The sequence below is a fragment of the Pseudomonas sp. VEM90 genome (assembly GCF_054611535.1).
In genome coordinates, this window is sequence record NZ_JBTRAR010000002.1 from 55,802 (window position 1) to 74,077 (window position 18,276).

Consider the following 18,276-nt stretch of genomic DNA (forward strand, 5'->3'; position numbering starts at 1 on the left):
GTGTGACACACATGGGCAAGCCGTGGCAAGGCCTCTGGCATTGTCTGCGCTGGAATTGTTCACGTCGAGACACATTTGGACACTTTCACGAACGCGCGCGAAGGGGTAGGCTGCGCGTTCATTTCGCCAGCACCTCAGAAAATGCTTCAACAATTCCTGCAGGATTTCGGCTACTTCGCCCTTTTTCTAGGCACCTTCTTTGAAGGCGAGACCATTCTGGTGCTTGCGGGTTTCCTTGCGTTCCGCGGTTACATGGATATCAATCTGGTGTGCCTGGTGGCCTTCTTCGGCAGCTACGCGGGCGACCAGTTGTGGTACTTCATGGGCCGACGCCACGGGCGCAGGATCCTGGCGCGCAAGCCGCGCTGGCAGGCAATGGGTGACCGCGCGCTGGACCACATCCGCCGCCATCCTGATATCTGGGTGCTGAGCTTCCGCTTTGTCTATGGTTTGCGCACGGTCATGCCGGTGGCCATAGGCCTGTCGGGTTACCCGCCACGCCGCTACCTGCTGCTGAACGGGATTGGCGCGGGCATCTGGGCAGTGGCCCTGGGCGTCGCGGCCTACCACTTCGGCGCCATCCTCGAAGGCTTGCTGGGCAACGTCAAGCGTTACGAGCTATGGGTGCTTGGTGGCCTGGTGGCGCTGGGCGGTCTGCTGTGGCTGCGCCGGCGCTTCCGCGCGTTGCGCGCGGAGCGCAGGGCGGCGAGCCAGGCCCAGCCCCCAGAGGCTGAGCAGGCTGTAGGCCACGAGCAGAAACCAGGCCAGCGGCACGACCACCGCTAAGCCCAAGGCGCCGGCCAGGTACAAGGCCGGCGCATTCAGAAACAGCCGCGCCAGCTCAAGGCGTGCAGACCAGGGCCGATTCTCCAGCAACGCGCCCAGCACGAACAAGCCAAACGCCATCAGTGACCAGCCGAGCACCAGCGCGGCAACCGGCACGCGCTCGGCCACGTCCATCAAGTAGCTGCCCAAGGCCACGTAGACCACGAACTGCGCGGCCACATAGGCTTGCTGCGCGCGCCCCAGGGCAATCTCGAACTTGCGAAATAACGCCAGGTCCTGCTTGGCCTGTGGGTAACGTGCAGCCACATCGGCCGGGCGCCAGCCGGTAGGCATGAACCAGATACGCAGCTTGTCCCACAGGCTGGTGGTGCGCTGGGCGTCATGCCAGAGCTGGGCATAGAACTGCAGGTTGGCCCATAGCGGGTTCCAACTGGCCAGCGGCGTGGTCACCCCGAACACCACCGGCTCAGCCGTGTCCTCCTCCTTGAACGTGCCGAACAGACGGTCCCAGAAAATGAACACACCGCCGTAATTGCGATCCAAGTAAGCAGGGTTTTGCGCATGGTGGACGCGATGATTGGATGGCGTGATCAACACCCACTCAAGCCAGCCAAGTTTGGGGATATGCCGGGTATGCACCCAAAACTGATACAGCAGGTTGAGCGAGGCCACGGTGATGAACACCAGTGGCGGCACGCCCAGCAGCGCCAACGGCAGGTAGAACAGCCACGAGAAAATGAACCCGCTACTGGTCTGGCGCAGCGCCGTGGTGAGGTTGTACTCCTCGCTCTGGTGATGCACAGAGTGCGCAGCCCACAGCACGTTGCGCTCATGCCCCAGGCGGTGCAGCCAGTAGTAACAGAAGTCGTACAGGACAAAGGCCAGCAACCAGACCCACCATGCCTCTGCCGGCAATCGCAGCAGCGCCAGGTGCTCGAAGGCCAGGGCATAGGTGACCAGCCCTACGCCTTTGGTCAGCAGCCCGGTACTGGTCGACAGTACGCCGGTACTCAGGCTGTTGATCGAATCGGCCAAGGTGAAATTGCGCTGGCCACGCACACGATCGGCGACCAGTTCGACGGCTATCAGCACAAAAAAGAACGGCACGGCCAGCAGTATCAGGTCCATGGGCGCGACCTCAGACGTTATCCACCAAGATTAGGCCGCACCCGCAGGAATCCCTATGGCGACATCTGCCAAACTAGAGGACATTTAGCGCCTCGACACTGGAGTAATGAGCATGACAAAAAAAGTAGCGGTGATTCTTTCCGGCTGTGGCGTGTATGACGGCGCCGAAATCCACGAAAGCGTGATCACCCTGCTGCGCCTCGACCAGCGCGGTGCGCAGGTGCAGTGCTTCGCGCCGAACATCGCACAGATGCATGTAATCAACCATCTGACTGGCGAAGAAATGCCCGAATCGCGCAATGTGCTGGTGGAGTCGGCGCGCATCGCCCGCGGCGAGGTCAAGGATATCCGTGAGGCCAAGGCCGAAGACTTCGATGCGCTGATCGTACCGGGCGGTTTCGGGGCAGCAAAAAATCTGTCCAACTTTGCCGTGGAAGGCGCCAACTGCAGCGTGAACCCAGACGTGCTGGCCTTGGCCGAAGCCTTTGCCGACGCCTGCAAACCCGTTGGCCTGATCTGCATCTCGCCGGCGCTGGCGGCGAAGATCTATGGGCCGGGCGTGGTCTGCACCATCGGCAGCGATGCCGGCACTGCGGCGGCTGTCGAGAAGATGGGCGGCACCCATGAAGAATGCGATGTACACGACATTGTCGAAGACACCCAGCGCAAGCTCGTGACTACCCCGGCGTACATGGAGGCCAAGTCGATCAGCGAGGCGGCGGGCGGAATCTACAAGCTGGTGGACCGAGTGCTGGAGCTGACGCACGAGTAAGCGACTGCGTTGGCTTCTTCGCGGGCATGCCCGCTCCCACAGGTCCTGTAGGAGCGGGTTTACCCGCGAACACCGGCAGAGCCAGTGCCATCCACCGCGCTACGCTGGGCTGTCGCCTACAGGAACCATGTCAGCGCTCAGCTTTTCGAGAGCCGGGCAATGATCCGGTCCAATGCATTGGCAAACGCCTGCTTCTCGCGCTCCCCATAAGCCGCCTGTCCACCCCCCACCTGGCCCTGCTCACGCAGCTCGGTGAACAGGTTGCGCGCCGCCAGGCGGTCGCCCATGTTGCGCTCGTCGAACTCACGCCCACGCGGGTCCAGTGCGGCTACACCCTTTTTCACCAGGCGGTCAGCCAGCGGCACGTCACTGCAGATCACCAGCTCGCCAGGCACGGCGTGCTCCACAATGTAATCATCGGCCGCATCCATGCCGCTGGGCACCACGATCAGGCGCACGATCGCGAACGCCGGCTTGGCCACAGCCTGCCCCGCCACCATCACCACCTCGAACTTGCGCTTGAGGGCGAACTTGACGATCAGATCCTTGGCCGCCTTGGGGCAGGCATCGGCATCGATCCATACACGCATTGGACACTCTCTACATGAACTCAATGCGCCCATCATGCCTGAAGTGCAGCGAAAGCTGGAGCAGGCCAGCGCTGGAAAAATGGCGCCAAAATTTCATTTACCGCTTATCCGACCCCGCCACTCAGGCTAAACTCGCCACAGCTTCAATGGCCTGCCCGAGCGCGCAATGAACCACCCTCACGAAATCCGCCCTGACCTGGACGAAGGCATCGACCGCAAGGTCCTGGCGACATTGCGTGCGCGCTTCCTGCATCTCAACCAGGGCCGACTGCAGCGAGCAAAGGAGGGCCTGTCAACGCGCCAGCAACAGGTACTGTCGTTGCTGCCGCTGCTGTTTCACGTGAACCACCCGTTATTGCCGGGTTACGTCTCCGGCAGCACACCCGCGGGCGTATCGGCTTACGAGCCAAGCGCCGAGCTGGTGGCAGATGCCCAACGCCTGGCCCGCTCGTTCACCTACAAGGCCCAGCATGGCAACCCGCCACGCCCAATCCACGGCCTGTTCCTGATGGGCAGCCTGGGCTCGCTGGCGCAGGCTGAGCACAGCGACATGGACCTGTGGGTGTGCCATGCACCCGGCTTGCCCGAACAGCTGCTGGGAGAGCTGCGCCGCAAGTGCCAGCTGCTGGAGGTCTGGGCGGCAAGCCTGGGAGCCGAAGCACACTTTTTCCTGATCGATACACAGGGCTTCGCCCAAGGTCAGCGCGATGGCCAGCTCGGCTCCGACGACTGCGGCACCACCCAGCACTACCTGCTGCTGGATGAGTTCTACCGCACCACCCTGTGGCTGGCCGGGCGCACGCCGCTGTGGTGGCTGGTACCTGTGTACGAGGAGCACAACTACTACAGCTACACCCAGACCTTGCTGTCCAAACGCTTCATCCGCAGCCAGGACGCCCTAGACCTTGGCAACCTGGCGCACATTCCGCCCGGTGAGTTCGTCGGCGCGGGCCTGTGGCAATTGTTCAAAGGCATCGACTCGCCCTACAAATCGCTGCTCAAACTGCTGCTGACCGAAGCCTACGCCAGCGAACACCCTGCGGTGCGCTGCCTGAGCCTGGACTACAAGCAGGCAGTGTTTGCCAACCAGCTCGACCTCGACGAGCTGGACCCCTACGTGATGGTCTACCGGCGCATCGAACGTTACCTGCTGCAACGCGGCGAACCCGCGCGCCTGGAGCTGGTAAGGCGCAGCCTGTACCTGAAGGTGAACAAGAAGCTCAGCGACCAAGGCCGCAGCCAAGGCTGGCAACGCCGGCTGCTGCAGCGCCTGGCCGGCGAGTGGGGCTGGGACCAGCGCCAGCTGGCCCTGCTGGACAGCCGCAGCCAATGGAAAGTGCAGCAGGTTGCCGTCGAGCGCCGCGAACTGGTGGCCGAGCTTAACCTCAGTTATCGCTTCCTCAGCCAGTTCGCCCGTACCCAGAACGCCAGCAGCCGCGCTGACCAGCGCGACCTCAATGTGTTGGGCCGGCGCCTGTACGCAGCCTTCGAGCGCCGCGCCGGCAAAATCGAAGTAATCAACCCCGGCATCGCCCCTGACCTCGCCGAAGGCACCCTGACGCTGGTTCAGGCACCCAACCGCAAGGAGCCGGGCAGCTACCACTGGGAGCTGTACAGCGGCAACCTGAACACCCACGAGGTGCAGCACTTCAGCCCGATCAAGCGCTGCCGTGAGCTACTCGAACTGCTGACCTGGGCCCATCGCAACGGGGTCATCGACAACAGCACCCGCCTGGCGCTGCATCCAGGGGTCAGCGACCTCGGGGAATTCGAGCTGTTCAACCTGCTGGGCTGTCTGCGGCAAAGTATCACCCTGCCCTTGCCCACCGTCAGCGAAGTGCGCCTGTTGCAGCCCAGCGTTGCCGATGAGGTGTTGTTGCTGGTCAACGTCGGCGTCGACCCGCTGCGCCACCACCGCGACCTGAACGTTTTGATGACCACAGAGCGCACTGATTCGTTGAGCTACGCTGGCGTACGCGAAAACCTGGTGCTGACCCTGGACCAGGTCACCGTCAACAGCTGGAACGAGGTGCTGGTCCAGCGCTATGACGGCGAACACGCGCTGGTGCGCTGCCTGCGCGACTTCCTCAACAGCCCGGCGCAGCGCGGCCACCGGCCACGGGTGCGAGTACGCTGCTTCTGCCAAAGCCGTGCCCAGCCTATCGGCCAGCGCGTAGAGGAAATTTTCGACACCGCGCAGCTGCTGCGGGATCAAGGGCTACACCACCGCTACCTGTTGCAGGTGGCCCAGCACACCCATGTGCTGGAGCTGCTGCCCGAGCATGTCAGCCTGACGACCCTGGCCGAGCATGAGGCGCTACTGGCCTACCTGGGCGAAGAGCGCAGCGCCTACAGCCCGCTGTACCTGGATGCCAATGCGCTGCAGGACCACGACCTGCGCCTGGTGCTGGAGCAAGGCCGACCAGCCTGCATTCAGGTGTTCTACCGCCTGCAGGGCGGCTGGGCCGACGTGTATGTGCTGGATGAATACAACGCATTGTGGCAACAACGCCTGCCGCTGCATGACGAAGCGCATCTGTTGTTGCCACTGCAGCGCTTTCTGCGCTCGGTGGTAATGCGCCGCGATGCACGCCTGCCCCTCGATAGCCTGCGGCCGGCCTCGCTGGATATCCACTTCGCGCAGCTGTTGCCCACCGGCCCAGGCAAGGCACGCAGCATCGAGCCGCGCCTGGCCCCGGCCGAGGGCAGCGACCAGCCTTACTATGAGGTACAGGCGATTATCCAGGCCGGTGTAGCGGGTGTGGCGCATGTGACGCTGTACTGCGACCAGCAGGAGTTTTCCGAGCTGGAACATGGTGAGCAGCTGTATGCGGTGGCGGCCCGGCAGATCATCGGTCAGCGCCGTGGTGCAGCGCAGTACCGGTGCTATATCACCGACCTGGATTTGTCCGAGCTGCTGGATGACCGCCTGGGGGCAACGCAGGTATACCTGAGCTACAAGCGGGTGCTGGAGCAGGCTTTGAATGAGGGGCTGGGGCAGGTTTTGGCGGAAGGCGCCTGAACTCGCAGCACAAGATGGAACAGCCTTGTGCTGCAAATGGCCCGCGAAGCGGCCTACTGGCCCTTACAGGTCGTAATCGCCCGCCGCCTCCGGCTGGTATTCCACTTCCAGCAGCTTCAGCTTGAGGGTCTTGCCCCCCGGGGCCGGCCAATCGATCTGTTCGCCCACCGACAGCCCCAGCAAGGCGCAGCCAATCGGCGCCAGAATCGAAACCTTGCCTTCCGGCCCGGCATCCTTGGGGTACACCAGCGTCAGGTGGTAGTCCTTGCCGCTGGCTTCCTCACGGCAGTGCACCCGCGAGTTCATGGTCACCACGCCCGCCGGCACTTCCTCGTGACCGACCACCTGCTCGGCGCGGTCCAGCTCGTCCTGCAGGGCGAGCACACCCGGCGTACTCTCGTCGAGGCTGTCGATCAGACGCTCCAGACGTTGTACGTCCAATCGGGTGAGGATGAGGGAAGGCTTGGTGCTCATGATCCAGTCAGACTCCTTTGAACAGGCAGTTTTCAACGTGCAAATAAAGCAAAACCCCGCCCAAGGGCGGGGTTTGAGAAGGCTTTGGCGTCACCGACGCAGAACCCGACACTACCACAGCCGGGCAAATACTCAAGCCCCTGCGCTCAGTGTGCCTTAGCCTGCTCACGCAAGACCTGGGCCTCGCGGCAGATCTGCCGGCGCCGTTCGTCATCGGCAGAGCGCCATTCGCGAATGTGCTCGACATGCCGATGGCAACCGGTACACACCCGCTGTTCGTCCAGCCGGCATACGCTGATGCACGGTGACGGCACTGCAGGGCTGACGTTGCTGTAAAGCGGCTTGGGCGGCCGAACCTGGGCGCTACTCATGTCAGATCTCGTCGAAGTCCAGCTTCTCGCCGGCCCGCTCCCAGACGATACGCTCGAGCATTTCACCCAGCAACTCTTCGCTCTTTTCGCACACCCACTTGCCGCTGTCTTCGTCGTAATCGAAGTGGAAACCACCGGAGCGGTCGGCAAGCCACAGCTGGCGCAGTGGCTCCTGACGGCTGAAGATCAGCTGGGCGCCGCCCTCGAACTTGACGGTCAGGACACCGGCGGAGTTCTCCATGTCCAAGTCCAGGCCGCTCTCGTCGAACAGGTCTTCCAGGGCCTGTTGGGTCGCGTCGACCAGGTCATGGAAACGCGCTTCACTCAAACTCATTGCAGGAACCTCGAAATTGGCTGCGTTACAGGCAAGCCGGGCAAGATACGGGCGCTTGCCGCCGAATGCAAAGGTTTAGCCGTTGCCTTCACCGGCCTCTTCGCGGGCAAGCCGGCTTGTACAGGGGCTACGCAGAGGCTAAGCATAGCCCGCCCGACGGACCGGTCCTTGCATAGGCAAGCCGCCGGTCGCTCGGTATACTCGGGCGCAATACTGCATTTTTCTAAGGATTTCACCCATGAAGCGCCTGATTTCCTCCTTCGCGGCGCTGGTCGCTGTTGCCTGCCTCGTTTCGGCCTGTGGCCAGAAAGGCCCGCTGTATCTGCCTGAAGATGGCGATAACGGCAAAGCGCACAAGTCGCACCAGCACCAGCCAAAAGCCGAGCCGGCCCCGGAACAAGAACAGCAGCCCGAGCTGCAATCCGAGCCCGAGCAATCGCCAGCGCAGTAAGGAAACCAGATGAACGCTTTCAACTACCGCGACGGTGAACTGTTCGCGGAAGGCGTGGCCCTGTCGGCCATTGCTGAACGTTATGGCACCCCAACCTACGTGTATTCGCGCGCCCACATCGAGGCCCAGTACCGGAGCTACGCAGATGCCCTGCAAGGCACCGAGCACCTGGTGTGCTTCGCGGTCAAGGCCAACTCCAACCTTGGCGTGCTGAACGTGCTGGCGCGCCTGGGCGCAGGCTTCGACATTGTTTCCGGTGGTGAACTGGAGCGTGTGCTGGCCGCTGGCGGGCGTGCCGACCGCGTGGTGTTCTCCGGCGTCGGCAAAACACGTGAAGACATGCGCCGCGCCCTGGAAGTTGGCGTGCACTGCTTCAACGTCGAATCCACCGACGAGCTGGAGCGCCTGCAAGTGGTAGCCGCCGAAATGGGCAAGGTTGCCCCGGTTTCGCTGCGGGTCAACCCGGATGTCGATGCCGGTACTCACCCGTACATCTCCACTGGCCTTAAAGAAAACAAGTTCGGCATCGCCATCGCCGATGCCGAGGCCATCTACGTGCGCGCCGCACAGCTACCGAACCTGGAAGTGGTCGGAGTCGACTGCCACATCGGCTCGCAGCTGACCACCGTCGAGCCATTCCTCGACGCCCTCGACCGCCTGCTGGTGCTGGTCGACCGCCTGGCCGAGTGCGGCATACACCTGCGCCACCTGGACCTGGGTGGCGGTGTCGGCGTGCGCTACCGCGACGAACAGCCGCCACGGGTGGCCGACTACATCAAGGCCATCCGCGAGCGCGTGGGCAAACGCGACCTGGCCCTGGTGTTCGAGCCAGGCCGCTACATCGTCGCCAACGCAGGCGTGCTGCTGACCCGCGTGGAATACCTCAAGCACACCGAACACAAGGACTTCGCCATCATCGATGCAGCGATGAACGACCTGATCCGCCCGGCCTTGTACCAGGCCTGGATGGGTGTCAGCGCGGTCAAGCCACGTGCAGGCGAAGGCCGTGCCTATGACCTGGTCGGCCCTATCTGCGAGACCGGCGACTTCCTCGGCAAGGACCGCGTCCTCAATCTGGCCGAAGGTGATCTGCTGGCCGTAGAGTCCGCGGGCGCCTATGGTTTTGTCATGAGTTCCAACTACAACACCCGCGGCCGTTGCGCTGAAATCCTGGTCGACGGCGACCAGGCGTTCGAAGTACGCCGCCGCGAGACCGTCGCCGAACTGTATGCTGGCGAAAGCCTGCTGCCGGAGTAAGTCCATGCTGCTGCGTTTTACCAAGATGCATGGGCTGGGCAACGACTTCATGGTCCTGGACCTGGTCAGCCAGCACGCGCACATCCAGCCCAAGCACGCCAAGCAATGGGGTGACCGCCATACCGGTGTCGGCTTCGACCAGTTGCTGATCGTAGAGGCGCCGAACAACCCGGAAGTGGACTTCCGCTACCGCATCTTCAACGCCGACGGCTCCGAGGTCGAGCAATGCGGCAACGGTGCGCGCTGCTTTGCCCGCTTCGTGCTGGACAAGCGCCTGACCGCGAAAAAGCGCATCCGCGTGGAGACCAAGAGCGGCATCATCGTGCTGGACGTGCAGAACGACGGCCAGGTGAGTGTCGACATGGGCCCACCCCGCTTCATCCCTGCCGAAATCCCCTTCGTTGCTGACGCGCAGGCGCTGAGCTACCCACTGGAGGTCGACGGCCAGCTGCATTCCATAGCCGCCGTGTCCATGGGTAACCCGCACGCCGTGCTGCGTGTCGACGACGTGCATACTGCCCCCGTGCACGAGCTGGGCCCGAAGATCGAAAACCACCCACGCTTCCCACAGCGGGTGAATGCCGGCTTCATTCAAGTCATCGACCGCCACCGCGCCAACCTGCGCGTGTGGGAACGCGGCGCCGGCGAAACCCAGGCTTGCGGCACCGGCGCCTGCGCCGCGGCCGTGGCGGCGATCAGCCAGGGCTGGATGGACTCCCCGGTGTCCCTCGACCTGCCCGGTGGCCGCCTGCACATCGAATGGGCCGGCCCCGGCAAGCCCGTGATGATGACCGGCCCGGCCGTACGCGTCTACGAAGGACAGGTTCGTCTCTAAACGAGTAACCGCCATGACCGATCAGCCCAAGGTTGTACCCAAGCAGTCCGCCGAGCTCGATGCCGAAGCGGTGGTCGCCTACCTGCGCGCCCACCCTACCTTCTTCGCCGAGCACGACGAGCTGCTGATCGAACAGCACATCCCGCACCAGCGAGGTGACAGCGTGTCGCTGGTGGAACGCCAGCTCAAGCTGCTGCGTGACCGCAACATCGAAATGCGCCATCGCCTGTCGCAACTGATGGACGTGGCCCGCGACAACGACCGGCTGTTCGACAAGACCCGCCGGCTGATCCTTGACCTGCTCGATGCCGGCAGCCTGGAAGAAGTGGTAATGGCGGTCGAAGACAGCCTGCGCCAGGAATTCCAGGTGCCCTTCGTCAGCCTGATCCTGTTCGGCGACAACGTCGCGCCGGTCGGGCGCTGGGTCAGCAATGCCGAGGCGCAGCAAGCCATCGGTGCCCTGCTGGGCGGTGGCAAGACCGTCAGTGGCAACCTGCGCGAGCACGAGCTGGCTTTCCTGTTCGGTGAAGAACAGCGCCAGGAAGTGGGCTCCAGCGCCGTGGCAGCTCTTGAGTACCAAGGGCTGCACGGGGTGCTGGCCATCGGTAGCCGCGACCCGCAACACTACAAGAGCAGCGTCGGCACCCTTTTCCTCGGCTATATCGCCGAGGTGCTCGGCCGCGTTGTGCCACGCGTTACCCAGACCCTGCGCTCGGTACGCTGATGAAACGCCAGCTGGAGGCTTATTGCGCACACCTGCGCAACGAGCGCCAAGTGTCGGAGCACACCTCGCTGGGCTACCGTCGCGACCTGGAAAAAGTCATCGCCTACTGCGAAGAGCACGGCATTGCCGACTGGCAGGCGCTGCAAATTCAGCAACTGCGCCAGTTGGTCGCTCGCTTGCACCACCATGGCCAGTCCCCGCGCAGCCTGGCACGCCTGTTGTCGGCAGTGCGCGGCCTGTACCGCTACCTCAACCGCGAAGGCCTGTGCCAGCACGACCCGGCCACCGGCCTGAGCGCGCCCAAAGGCGAGCGTCGGCTGCCCAAGGTACTGGATACCGACCGCGCACTGCAGCTGCTCGATGGCGGCGTGGACGACGACTTCATCGCCCGGCGTGACCAGGCGATCCTCGAACTGTTCTATTCCTCGGGCCTGCGCCTGTCCGAGCTGACCAACCTCGATCTTGATCACCTCGACCTCGCCGCCGGCCTGGTGCAGGTACTGGGCAAGGGTGGGAAGGCCCGCGTGCTGCCGGTGGGTCGCAAGGCTCGCGAGGCGTTGCAGGCCTGGTACCGTTTGCGCGGCATCGGCAACCCGCGCGACCGTGCAGTGTTCATTACCCGCCAGGGCAATCGCATCAGCCCCCGGGCCGTTCGGCTGCGGGTAAAGGCCGCCGGTGAGCGTGAGCTGGGCCAACACCTTCACCCGCACATGCTTCGCCATTCTTTCGCCAGCCATGTGCTGGAATCGTCCCAGGACCTGCGCGCGGTGCAGGAGATGCTCGGCCATGCCGACATCAGCACGACGCAAATCTACACCCACCTGGACTTCCAGCACCTGGCCGCGGTGTACGACAGCGCCCACCCTCGGGCCAAACGCAGCAAAGGCACAGACTCATGAGCATCAAGCTGATCACCTTCGACCTCGACGACACCCTGTGGGACACCGCGCCGGTGATTGCCACCGCGGAAGTCGTGCTGCGCGACTGGCTCGAGGCCAACGCACCAACCCTCGGCAGCATACCGGTGGAGCACCTGTTCGCCATCCGCGAGCGCCTGGTGCAAGCAGAGCCCGGCCTCAAGCACCGCATCAGCGCCCTGCGCAGGCGCGTGCTGTTCCATGCCCTGGAAGAGGTCGGCTACAGCGAGCAGCACGCGCAAGCGCTGGCCAACGAGGGCTTCGAAGTGTTCCTGCATGCCCGCCACCAGGTGGAGATCTTCCCAGAGGTGCAGCCGGTGCTTGAGATCTTGCGCCATCAATACATCCTGGGCGTGGTCACCAACGGCAATGCCGACGTCAGCCGGCTGGGGCTGGCCGATTATTTCCGCTTTGCCCTGTGCGCCGAGGATCTGGGCATTGGCAAGCCAGACCCGGCGCCGTTCCTCGAAGCGCTACGCCGTGGCGAGGTGGATGCGGGTGCGGCGGTGCACATCGGCGATCACCCTGGCGATGACATTGCCGGTGCCCAGCGCGCCGGTTTGCGCGCGGTGTGGTTCAACCCGCAGGGCAAGACCTGGGCTGGCGAACAGGCGCCGGATGCCGAGATCCAGCGCCTGTCGCAACTACCTGACGTGCTTGCGCGCTGGCGCTGACGGGGCCGCTTTGCGGCCCATTCGCGGGCACGCCCGCTCCCACAGGGACCGCGCAGGTCCTGAACCCTGTGGTGAACCTGTGGGAGCGGGCGTGCCCGCGAAGAGGCCGGAACAGGCAACACAAAACCCACAGGCATAAAAAAGCCCGCAGCGACGGCGGGCTTTTTTGCGATCAGCCACTCAGATAGGGCGGCTGCCGTACTTGTTGTCTGGCTTCTTGGGCGGGTCGGCGACCACGTTGGCCTCGACTTCCTGCACCTTGCCGCCGCGAGAAAGGAATTCTTCCATCGCCTTGGCCAGTGCATCACGCTCTTTCTGCTTGGCTTCCATGCTCGGCATCTCGTCTACCGAGACTGCTGCCTTGGATTTGCCCTTGGCAACGGGTGCCGGGCTGCTGTCATCATCGCCAGCGTCTTCCACGCCGTCATCAGCCGCCGCCTCGAGGCCCTCATCACCCTCGTCTTCGTCGCCTACTTCGAGGTCATCATTTTCCAGATCGTCGTCGCTCATGTTCTACCTCATGACTTGCGAAAAGCAGGTTGGTTATAGACCAGTGCAGCCGTAGACCGGCAGCCACCAGTGAAAATTCAACTGGCCGTGGGTTAGGCCACTGCCCTTGGGTCGGCACTCCTGATGGGATGCGGTACCCAGCAGGCCCTGCTCCTGGCAGGACCTGACAAATCCATTAGCCCCTGCTGGCCACACGCTATTGGCAAGCCTAGCAAAGGCTGGCGAAGTGTGTGGACTACTCGTCAAACACCCTTCGGCGCGCATTCTAGCGCGCCCGTGGAAAAAGCAAAGCACCATAAACGCCCTGCGACTTGTAAGTTTTTTACCTACGTCACGAACGTGTCGAATAAACCGTTTGCCGTGCGGGAAATGCTGAAAAACTGGCAAAAAAATGCCCGGCAAGCCGGGCAAGTTTTTACCGCGTCGCAGTTACAGGTTGTAGCCGCGTTCGTTGTGCTGAGCCAGGTCGAGGCCGACCGACTCTTCTTCTTCGTTGACCCGCAGGCCCATCACCACATCCAGCACCTTGAGGATCACGTAGGTGACGATGGCGGTGTAGACCACGGTGAAAATCACACCTTTGGCCTGGATCCAGACTTGCATGCCGATGTCGGTGACAGTACCGAAGCCGCCCAGTGCCGGGGCCGCGAACACACCCGTGAGGATGGCTCCGATGATGCCGCCAACACCGTGCACGCCGAACGCGTCCAGCGAATCGTCATAGCCGAGTTTGCGCTTGAGCGTGGTGGCGCAGAAGTAGCAGACCACACCCGAAACCAGGCCGATAATCAGCGCGCCAATCGGCCCGACGGTGCCCGCAGCCGGGGTGATGGCGACCAGGCCAGCCACCACGCCCGAGGCGATGCCCAGCGCACTTGGCTTACCGTGACCGATCCACTCGGCGAACATCCAGCCCAGTGCGGCGGCGGCGGTAGCGATCTGAGTGACCAGCATGGCCATCCCGGCAGTGCCGTTGGCAGCAGCAGCAGAGCCTGCGTTGAAGCCGAACCAGCCGATCCACAGCATCGCCGCGCCCATCAGGGTATAGCCGAGGTTGTGCGGGGCCATCGGGGTGGTCGGGTAGCCTTTGCGCTTGCCCAGTACCAGGCAGCAGACCAGGCCTGCGATACCGGCGTTGATGTGCACCACGGTGCCGCCAGCGAAGTCCAGTACGCCCCAGTCCCACATCAGGGCACCGTCACCGCTCCACACCATGTGTGCGATCGGCGCATACACCAGGGTGAACCAGATGCCCATGAATACCAGCATCGCCGAGAACTTCATGCGTTCGGCAAAGGCGCCGACGATCAGCGCCGGGGTGATGATGGCGAAAGTCATCTGGAAGGTGATGAACACCGCTTCAGGGAACAGCGCGGTGGCCGAGGTCAGGCTGTCAGGCGTGACACCGCTGAGAAAGGCCTTGGAGAAGCCGCCAACGAAAGAGTTGAAGTTGAGCACGCCCTTTTCCATACCGGCGGTATCGAAGGCCATGCTGTAGCCGTAGACGACCCAGAGAATGCTCATCAGGCCGGTAATTGCAAAGCACTGCATCATCACCGACAGCACGTTCTTGGAACGCACCATGCCGCCATAGAACAGGGCCAGGCCCGGAATGGTCATGAACAGCACCAGCGCCGTTGCGGTCAGCATCCAGGCGGTGTCGCCGGAGTTCAGCGCTGGGGCAGCTTCCTCTGCCAGGGCAAGCCCGGGCATTACGAGGGACAATAGGGCTCCTAGCCCTGCGATCTTACGCAGAGTCATGTTGTTTTCTCCTGGGGCGTTGGGTTTGGTGAGGCTTTGTTGCTGCTTAGATCGCGTCGGTATCGGTTTCGCCGGTACGGATGCGGATCGCCTGCTCCAGATTCACCACGAAAATCTTGCCGTCACCGATCTTGCCGGTGTTGGCTGCCTTGGTGATGGCTTCGATTACCCGATCAAGGTCCTTGTCATCGATGGCGACATCGATCTTCACCTTGGGCAGGAAATCAACCACATATTCAGCACCGCGATACAGCTCGGTGTGGCCCTTCTGCCGACCGAAACCTTTGACTTCGGTGACGGTGATGCCCTGCACGCCGATTTCCGACAGCGACTCGCGTACGTCGTCCAGCTTGAACGGCTTGATGATGGCTGTGACTAGCTTCATGAAACTCTCTCCCGATTTGGTGGACTTGCCCCAGGAAAACAAACCCGTCTCAAGTCTAAGCGCAGCGGTTGGCTTTGTAACGCGTCGTCGGCACCCGGCTCCGCGTGCGCACTGCCTGGTCACAAGGAACTGCTTCAGTGCATGGCTCGTACAGGTCTTTGCAGAATCCTTGCCAGTTCCGACAAAGTGCCGAAAAACAGAGCGTTATGTGATTTGGTCGGGATTGGCCAGTCGCCAGCATGGGAAACATGCACAATTTCGGTGCGCAGCGGCGGGACACGTTGCGCGAAAAATGTGCAACAGATTAGAAACCGCAGATCATTCCTGTGGGAGCGGGCTTGCCCGCGAACACGGGCGAAGCCCGTGCCATCCACCGCGGTGTCTTCTTCGCGGGTAAACCCGCTCCTACGAAGGCCAATGTGCACTCAGGCGCCAGGTTTGTGCGTGCTACACTGGCGGCCATTTCTCCGTTTCAGTGGACAGCCCCATGCTCGCGCCCAAAGCCCTTCTCGATGCCCTGAGCGACCAGGCCTCGCGCCTATTCAGCAGCGATGCCGCCCAGCCCCGTGCGGAACTGGAAAGCCAGTTCAAAGTGTTGATGCAAGGTGCCTTCAGCAAGCTGGACCTGGTCAGCCGTGACGAATTCGACAGCCAGATGGTCGTACTGGCGCGTACCCGCGCACGCCTTGAGGCCTTGGAAAAACAGGTAGCCGAGCTGGAAGCCCGGCTGAACCCACCCTCACAGGATGAGTGAATGCAACCCTCCAGCGCATACCCGGTACTGTTGTTTTCCTACGGCACCTTGCAGGATAAAGCCGTGCAACTGGCCAACTTTGGCCGTGAGCTGAACGGTCAGGCCGACCGCATGCCGGGCTACCGCCTGGATTGGGTCGAGATCACCGACCCAGGCGTACTGGCGACCAGCGGCAAGTCCCATCACCCCATCGTTTCCCCCAGCAGCCAGGCGAACGACAGCGTGGCCGGCATGGTCTTCCAGATCAGCGAAGACGAACTGGCTGCAGCGGACCGCTATGAAGTTGCCGACTACAAGCGCGTCGCCGTCACCCTTGCATCGGGCCTGACAGCCTGGGTTTATGTACGTGCCTGAGACGGTCCGATGCAGGCTGAACCCGCAACGACTCGGTGTGGGTAAAGGCCTGTTTCGGTGGTAGCTCACTTGCATGCAGTGTGCCGCGGAACAACGCCGCCCCGCACTGAGTAAACAGCGTCTTCACCCGATTGCGCGAATTGAGGATCTCGGCCTGGATATCACCAATGGCCGTATCCCGTGGCTGCAAGCTGGCCGCTCGCTTGACCCATTCGATGGCGGCAAAGCGGCTTTGCTTGCGGGTGCCGCGCCCCTGCATCCAGGCCAGCCCCAGTTCGGCGCAGGCACGCCCGGCAAGCCGCGGGTCCGGGTGCTCGACCAGGCTCAACAGGTAAGCAACCGCCTCGGTTCGCTCCTGCGTCTCACCAAACCGGCGTAACAAAATTCCCAGATGCAAACGCGCACGCGCGTTGATCTGCGCGTTGCCCAACGCGTCGACAAGCAGGCGCCTGACCGCCAGCAGGGCACTGCGCTCGTTCAAATCTTCATCGCCATCCATGCGCAGGCAGGCCAGATTGTACTTGGCCTGCCTGCTACCCGCCTCCACCGCACGCTGCAGCCAATACCCGGCTGCCTCGTCATCCAGGTAATGCGCCGGGGTGTTGGCCAGGCCGCCGTGGTGCAGCTCGTACAAGGCCAAGGCAGCACCCGGCAGGTTCAGTTCGGCGCAGCGTTCATACAGGTAGCAGGCCACTTCATGCCGGTTGGCTGCCCACAGCAACCGTGCCACTTCAAGCACTTCGAACCCCGGTGCCTGGCCCGCACACTGGCGATTCACCGCCCGTTGCAACCATAGCCTTGCCTGCTCGGCCGAGCGTGGCAGCGCCCACAGCCCGAAACGGTGCCCGGCCGCGCGCAATGCACAGGCAGCAGCATGTGAACGGCCGTCACACAGGCGCTCAATGGCGCCGTGTAACAGTTGCTTCTCATCTGCCATGCCATCGCGCAGTATCAGCTCGGCCAAACAGCGAAAAGGCACGCCCATGGCGCGGATGGCGCCGAGATCGGCATTGCACGCCAAGCTCGCGGCAAAATCGCGCATCGCGCCAGCATGGTCGCCCGATGCCCTGCTACGCAGCGTCCCCCGCCATGCCAGAACAACGGCACGCTCTCTGGGCCTTAACGGGCGTTCTGACCAGTCTTCGACCACCTGCTGCCAGTCGGCGACGGCCTGCAACGGGTCAGCCTGTGGCAGCATCAGGCGGCCTTCGACGGCCATCCAGCGCAGCGCATTACGCAAGCGCTCGTCCCAGGCTACGCACAACGGGCCATTGACCAACAGCTCGAACGCATCAAGGCTGCCGCCCCAATGGGGCAGCAGGTAAACAGCAAGGGCCTGGATCGCCTCGAAGCAACCGGGGCGAGCGATCAGCGCATGGCGCAGCCAAAAATAGCGAGGGTCTTCGTTTTCATGTTCGACCCGCCTGCCCAGGCAGAGCGGCAGCGCCTGAGGAAGCTCGGCCAAGGGCAACAACCCATGCTTCACCAGCAACGGCGCTGCAGCTTCCTGCACCTCTACATCGGCATGGGCACTGGGCCTGAAACGTGCGGGCTCCCCCTGAAACAGTTGCAGCAACCAACCAGGCTCATGGAACTGCGCACTGATGCGCAGCATGCCAATGGCCGCTGCCACGGGGTGCGCAGAGCGGTCCATTGCACGCAACAGGTGCGCGCTGGCGGATTCACAAATTTGCGCGACAGCCAGCAAGCGTGCAGCGTTGCGTTGGCCACCAACCTGCACCTGGCAGGCCCGGTGGAAGCAGTGCATACCCATTACCACTTGTGGGTGGTATGCCCTGGGGCAGGCGTCAATCCAGGCTCTGAGCACTTGGCTCAGGGCCCTGTCACTCTGGTTTTCCTGGTCGAGCAGCATGTGCCCTTCAATGGCCGCCAGGTAGGCCGGGAACTCGCCGGTCGGGGCCTGACGCCACTGAGCCTCGAGCCTGTCGAAAAAGCGGTTGAGTTCAACGAATGCACTGGCCTGCACCAGTTCGCGAATTGCCTGGTGCGTGCAGGTGAGCGTTTGCACGGAGCAATACCTCAAGTCCATTTGAAAGAAGACGCAGTGCCATCCCATGGCAACTGCGGTTGCCCAACAACACTAAGTCATACCTGACGACTGCGCAAAGCCTATTGGATCCATTTTTGCCGAAGCCCATGAAAACGCAGGGAAAACC

19 protein-coding genes and 1 pseudogene are annotated in these 18,276 nt (G+C 62.9%); 11 read left to right on the plus strand and 9 right to left on the minus strand.

Features of this window, described 5'->3' with window-relative positions; genetic code table 11:
* Positions 1-141: 141 nt before the first annotated feature.
* Complete coding sequence (locus ACYCCG_RS02605; protein ID WP_176682836.1) at positions 142-786, plus strand: DedA family protein; 645 nt, start codon at positions 142-144, stop codon at positions 784-786.
* Positions 787-1,287: 501 nt separating this feature from the next.
* Here the strand turns inward: ACYCCG_RS02605 and ACYCCG_RS02610 are convergent.
* A pseudogene (locus ACYCCG_RS02610) lies at positions 1,288-1,914 on the minus strand (sterol desaturase family protein); the annotation flags it as partial.
* 112 nt (positions 1,915-2,026) lie between these two features.
* Between ACYCCG_RS02610 and elbB the strand changes: the two are divergent.
* A complete protein-coding gene (elbB, locus tag ACYCCG_RS02615; RefSeq protein WP_017148021.1) occupies positions 2,027-2,686 on the plus strand; it encodes an isoprenoid biosynthesis glyoxalase ElbB in 660 nt (219 codons plus the stop codon).
* A gap of 137 nt (positions 2,687-2,823) precedes the next feature.
* Here elbB and ACYCCG_RS02620 read toward each other — a convergent pair whose 3' ends face one another.
* Entirely contained in the window at positions 2,824-3,276 is a 453-nt protein-coding gene (locus ACYCCG_RS02620; RefSeq protein ID WP_003253654.1) for a YaiI/YqxD family protein, read from the minus strand.
* 166 nt (positions 3,277-3,442) lie between these two features.
* Between ACYCCG_RS02620 and ACYCCG_RS02625 the strand changes: the two genes are divergently transcribed.
* The gene (locus tag ACYCCG_RS02625) at positions 3,443-6,298 is read left to right on the plus strand and encodes a class I adenylate cyclase (protein WP_459669347.1); all 2,856 of its coding nucleotides are present in this window, start codon (positions 3,443-3,445) and stop codon (positions 6,296-6,298) included.
* A 63-nt stretch (positions 6,299-6,361) separates the two neighbouring features.
* Here the strand turns inward: ACYCCG_RS02625 and rnk are convergent, their stop codons facing one another.
* The 3 genes from rnk to cyaY form a co-directional block, all read right to left on the minus strand.
* The gene (gene rnk, locus ACYCCG_RS02630; protein WP_003253652.1) at positions 6,362-6,772 is read right to left on the minus strand and encodes a nucleoside diphosphate kinase regulator; all 411 of its coding nucleotides are present in this window, start codon (positions 6,770-6,772) and stop codon (positions 6,362-6,364) included.
* A gap of 146 nt (positions 6,773-6,918) precedes the next feature.
* A complete protein-coding gene (locus tag ACYCCG_RS02635) occupies positions 6,919-7,143 on the minus strand; it encodes a DUF1289 domain-containing protein (RefSeq protein ID WP_176682838.1) in 225 nt (74 codons plus the stop codon).
* A 1-nt stretch (position 7,144) separates the two neighbouring features.
* Positions 7,145-7,477 (minus strand): iron donor protein CyaY, encoded by a 333-nt coding sequence (cyaY, locus tag ACYCCG_RS02640; RefSeq protein WP_004575827.1) that lies wholly within the window; start codon positions 7,475-7,477, stop codon positions 7,145-7,147.
* 238 nt (positions 7,478-7,715) lie between these two features.
* Here cyaY and lptM point away from each other — a divergent pair, with 238 nt between their 5' ends.
* Genes lptM through ACYCCG_RS02670 form a run of 6 tightly spaced genes read left to right on the plus strand, consistent with a single transcriptional unit; the run spans position 7,716 to position 12,335 of the window.
* The gene (gene lptM / locus ACYCCG_RS02645) at positions 7,716-7,928 is read left to right on the plus strand and encodes an LPS translocon maturation chaperone LptM (protein ID WP_176682839.1); all 213 of its coding nucleotides are present in this window, start codon (positions 7,716-7,718) and stop codon (positions 7,926-7,928) included.
* 9 nt (positions 7,929-7,937) lie between these two features.
* The gene (gene lysA / locus ACYCCG_RS02650; RefSeq protein WP_176682840.1) at positions 7,938-9,185 is read left to right on the plus strand and encodes a diaminopimelate decarboxylase; all 1,248 of its coding nucleotides are present in this window, start codon (positions 7,938-7,940) and stop codon (positions 9,183-9,185) included.
* 4 nt (positions 9,186-9,189) lie between these two features.
* On the plus strand, positions 9,190-10,020 hold the full coding sequence (gene dapF / locus ACYCCG_RS02655) for a diaminopimelate epimerase (RefSeq protein ID WP_014592814.1): 831 nt from the start codon (positions 9,190-9,192) through the stop codon (positions 10,018-10,020).
* A 13-nt stretch (positions 10,021-10,033) separates the two neighbouring features.
* Positions 10,034-10,744 carry a DUF484 family protein gene (locus ACYCCG_RS02660; protein WP_209969222.1) on the plus strand — a complete coding sequence of 237 codons (711 nt, stop codon included), beginning with the start codon at positions 10,034-10,036 and terminating at the stop codon, positions 10,742-10,744.
* The gene (gene xerC / locus ACYCCG_RS02665) at positions 10,744-11,643 is read left to right on the plus strand and encodes a tyrosine recombinase XerC (RefSeq protein ID WP_176682842.1); all 900 of its coding nucleotides are present in this window, start codon (positions 10,744-10,746) and stop codon (positions 11,641-11,643) included. Before ACYCCG_RS02660 ends, xerC begins: the two co-directional genes overlap by 1 nt.
* Positions 11,640-12,335 carry an HAD family hydrolase gene (locus tag ACYCCG_RS02670; RefSeq protein WP_176682843.1) on the plus strand — a complete coding sequence of 232 codons (696 nt, stop codon included), beginning with the start codon at positions 11,640-11,642 and terminating at the stop codon, positions 12,333-12,335. The genes xerC and ACYCCG_RS02670 overlap by 4 nt, the downstream gene beginning before the upstream one ends.
* A gap of 180 nt (positions 12,336-12,515) precedes the next feature.
* On the opposite strand, the gene sutA is transcribed toward ACYCCG_RS02670, so the two are convergent.
* The 3 genes from sutA to glnK form a co-directional block, all read right to left on the minus strand.
* Positions 12,516-12,845 carry a transcriptional regulator SutA gene (gene sutA, locus ACYCCG_RS02675; protein WP_021783509.1) on the minus strand — a complete coding sequence of 110 codons (330 nt, stop codon included), beginning with the start codon at positions 12,843-12,845 and terminating at the stop codon, positions 12,516-12,518.
* A gap of 429 nt (positions 12,846-13,274) precedes the next feature.
* Positions 13,275-14,606, minus strand: a complete 1,332-nt coding sequence (locus tag ACYCCG_RS02680; protein ID WP_176682844.1) for an ammonium transporter — start codon at positions 14,604-14,606, stop codon at positions 13,275-13,277.
* A gap of 46 nt (positions 14,607-14,652) precedes the next feature.
* Complete coding sequence (gene glnK / locus ACYCCG_RS02685) at positions 14,653-14,991, minus strand: P-II family nitrogen regulator (RefSeq protein WP_002555808.1); 339 nt, start codon at positions 14,989-14,991, stop codon at positions 14,653-14,655.
* A gap of 487 nt (positions 14,992-15,478) precedes the next feature.
* On the opposite strand from glnK, the gene ACYCCG_RS02690 reads away from it, so the two are divergent.
* Together ACYCCG_RS02690 and ACYCCG_RS02695 are read left to right on the plus strand one after the other, a co-directional pair.
* Complete coding sequence (locus tag ACYCCG_RS02690) at positions 15,479-15,745, plus strand: accessory factor UbiK family protein (protein WP_339533578.1); 267 nt, start codon at positions 15,479-15,481, stop codon at positions 15,743-15,745.
* Complete coding sequence (locus ACYCCG_RS02695; RefSeq protein ID WP_020190994.1) at positions 15,746-16,099, plus strand: gamma-glutamylcyclotransferase family protein; 354 nt, start codon at positions 15,746-15,748, stop codon at positions 16,097-16,099.
* Here the strand turns inward: ACYCCG_RS02695 and ACYCCG_RS02700 are convergent.
* Complete coding sequence (locus ACYCCG_RS02700; protein WP_459669503.1) at positions 16,053-18,149, minus strand: DUF4034 domain-containing protein; 2,097 nt, start codon at positions 18,147-18,149, stop codon at positions 16,053-16,055. The genes ACYCCG_RS02695 and ACYCCG_RS02700 overlap by 47 nt on opposite strands.
* Positions 18,150-18,276 lie beyond the last annotated feature (127 nt).

Bases quoted from the DNA above. Each gene is read 5' to 3' on its own strand.
- ACYCCG_RS02605 (WP_176682836.1), top strand. From the start codon at position 142: ATGCTTCAACAATTCCTGCAGGATTTCGGCTACTTCGCCCTTTTTCTA.
- elbB (WP_017148021.1), top strand. From the start codon at position 2,027: ATGACAAAAAAAGTAGCGGTGATTCTTTCCGGCTGTGGCGTGTATGAC.
- ACYCCG_RS02620 (WP_003253654.1), bottom strand. From the start codon at position 3,276: ATGCGTGTATGGATCGATGCCGATGCCTGCCCCAAGGCGGCCAAGGAT.
- ACYCCG_RS02625 (WP_459669347.1), top strand. From the start codon at position 3,443: ATGAACCACCCTCACGAAATCCGCCCTGACCTGGACGAAGGCATCGAC.
- rnk (WP_003253652.1), bottom strand. From the start codon at position 6,772: ATGAGCACCAAGCCTTCCCTCATCCTCACCCGATTGGACGTACAACGT.
- ACYCCG_RS02635 (WP_176682838.1), bottom strand. From the start codon at position 7,143: ATGAGTAGCGCCCAGGTTCGGCCGCCCAAGCCGCTTTACAGCAACGTC.
- cyaY (WP_004575827.1), bottom strand. From the start codon at position 7,477: ATGAGTTTGAGTGAAGCGCGTTTCCATGACCTGGTCGACGCGACCCAA.
- lptM (WP_176682839.1), top strand. From the start codon at position 7,716: ATGAAGCGCCTGATTTCCTCCTTCGCGGCGCTGGTCGCTGTTGCCTGC.
- lysA (WP_176682840.1), top strand. From the start codon at position 7,938: ATGAACGCTTTCAACTACCGCGACGGTGAACTGTTCGCGGAAGGCGTG.
- dapF (WP_014592814.1), top strand. From the start codon at position 9,190: ATGCTGCTGCGTTTTACCAAGATGCATGGGCTGGGCAACGACTTCATG.
- ACYCCG_RS02660 (WP_209969222.1), top strand. From the start codon at position 10,034: ATGACCGATCAGCCCAAGGTTGTACCCAAGCAGTCCGCCGAGCTCGAT.
- xerC (WP_176682842.1), top strand. From the start codon at position 10,744: ATGAAACGCCAGCTGGAGGCTTATTGCGCACACCTGCGCAACGAGCGC.
- ACYCCG_RS02670 (WP_176682843.1), top strand. From the start codon at position 11,640: ATGAGCATCAAGCTGATCACCTTCGACCTCGACGACACCCTGTGGGAC.
- sutA (WP_021783509.1), bottom strand. From the start codon at position 12,845: ATGAGCGACGACGATCTGGAAAATGATGACCTCGAAGTAGGCGACGAA.
- ACYCCG_RS02680 (WP_176682844.1), bottom strand. From the start codon at position 14,606: ATGACTCTGCGTAAGATCGCAGGGCTAGGAGCCCTATTGTCCCTCGTA.
- glnK (WP_002555808.1), bottom strand. From the start codon at position 14,991: ATGAAGCTAGTCACAGCCATCATCAAGCCGTTCAAGCTGGACGACGTA.
- ACYCCG_RS02690 (WP_339533578.1), top strand. From the start codon at position 15,479: ATGCTCGCGCCCAAAGCCCTTCTCGATGCCCTGAGCGACCAGGCCTCG.
- ACYCCG_RS02695 (WP_020190994.1), top strand. From the start codon at position 15,746: ATGCAACCCTCCAGCGCATACCCGGTACTGTTGTTTTCCTACGGCACC.
- ACYCCG_RS02700 (WP_459669503.1), bottom strand. From the start codon at position 18,149: ATGGACTTGAGGTATTGCTCCGTGCAAACGCTCACCTGCACGCACCAG.